Here is a 1,133-nt window from a genome sequence, read left to right as displayed (position 1 = left end):
CTCACGAGCAATTAGTACTGGTTAGCTTAACGCATTACTGCGCTTCCACACCCAGCCTATCAACGTCCTGGTCTTGAACGACTCTTCAGGGGGCTCAAGGCCCCGGCAGATCTCATCTTGAAACGAGTTTCCCGCTTAGATGCTTTCAGCGGTTATCTCTTCCACACTTAGCTACTCGGCAATGCCACTGGCGTGACAACCGATACACCAGAGGTGTGTCCACTCCGGTCCTCTCGTACTAGGAGCAGGCTTCCTCAAATCTGCAGCGCCCACGGAAGATAGGGACCAAACTGTCTCACGACGTTTTAAACCCAGCTCACGTACCTCTTTAAATGGCGAACAGCCATACCCTTGGGACCGACTACAGCCCCAGGATGAGATGAGCCGACATCGAGGTGCCAAACACCGCCGTCGATATGAACTCTTGGGCGGTATCAGCCTGTTATCCCCAGAGTACCTTTTATCCGTTGAGCGATGGCCCTTCCATACAGAACCACCGGATCACTATGTCCTGCTTTCGCATCTGCTCGACTTGTCAGTCTCGCAGTTAAGCACGCTTATGCCATTGCACTATCGTCACGATGTCCGACCGTAACTAGCGTACCTTCGAACTCCTCCGTTACGCTTTGGGAGGAGACCGCCCCAGTCAAACTGCCTACCATGCACTGTCCCCGATCCCGATAAGGGACCTGGGTTAGAACCTCAAACGCACCAGGGTGGTATTTCAACGTCGGCTCCATGAGAACTAGCGTCCTCACTTCAAAGCCTCCCACCTATCCTACACAGATCCGTTCAAAATCCAATACAAAGCTACAGTAAAGGTTCATGGGGTCTTTCCGTCTTTCCGCGGGGAGATTGCATCATCACAAACATTTCAACTTCGCTGAGTCTCTGGAGGAGACAGTGTGGCCATCGTTACGCCATTCGTGCAGGTCGGAACTTACCCGACAAGGAATTTCGCTACCTTAGGACCGTTATAGTTACGGCCGCCGTTTACTGGGACTTCAATCAAGAGCTTGCACCCCATCATTTAATCTTCCAGCACCGGGCAGGCGTCACACCCTATACGTCCACTTTCGTGTTTGCAGAGTGCTGTGTTTTTATTAAACAGTCGCAGCCACCGATTTTTTGCA

General features: G+C 52.0%; 1 rRNA gene. It reads right to left on the bottom strand.

Going from position 1 to position 1,133, the window contains the following annotated elements:
- Positions 1-1,133 (bottom strand): 23S ribosomal RNA (locus ACF8ML_RS22515); the annotation flags it as partial.

Source organism: Delftia sp. WSY_10 (assembly GCF_043104705.1).
Lineage (GTDB): Bacteria > Pseudomonadota > Gammaproteobacteria > Burkholderiales > Burkholderiaceae_C > Comamonas > Comamonas tsuruhatensis.
Note: the sequence above shows the minus strand (reverse complement) of the source record. Positions and strands in the feature narration are given on the sequence as shown.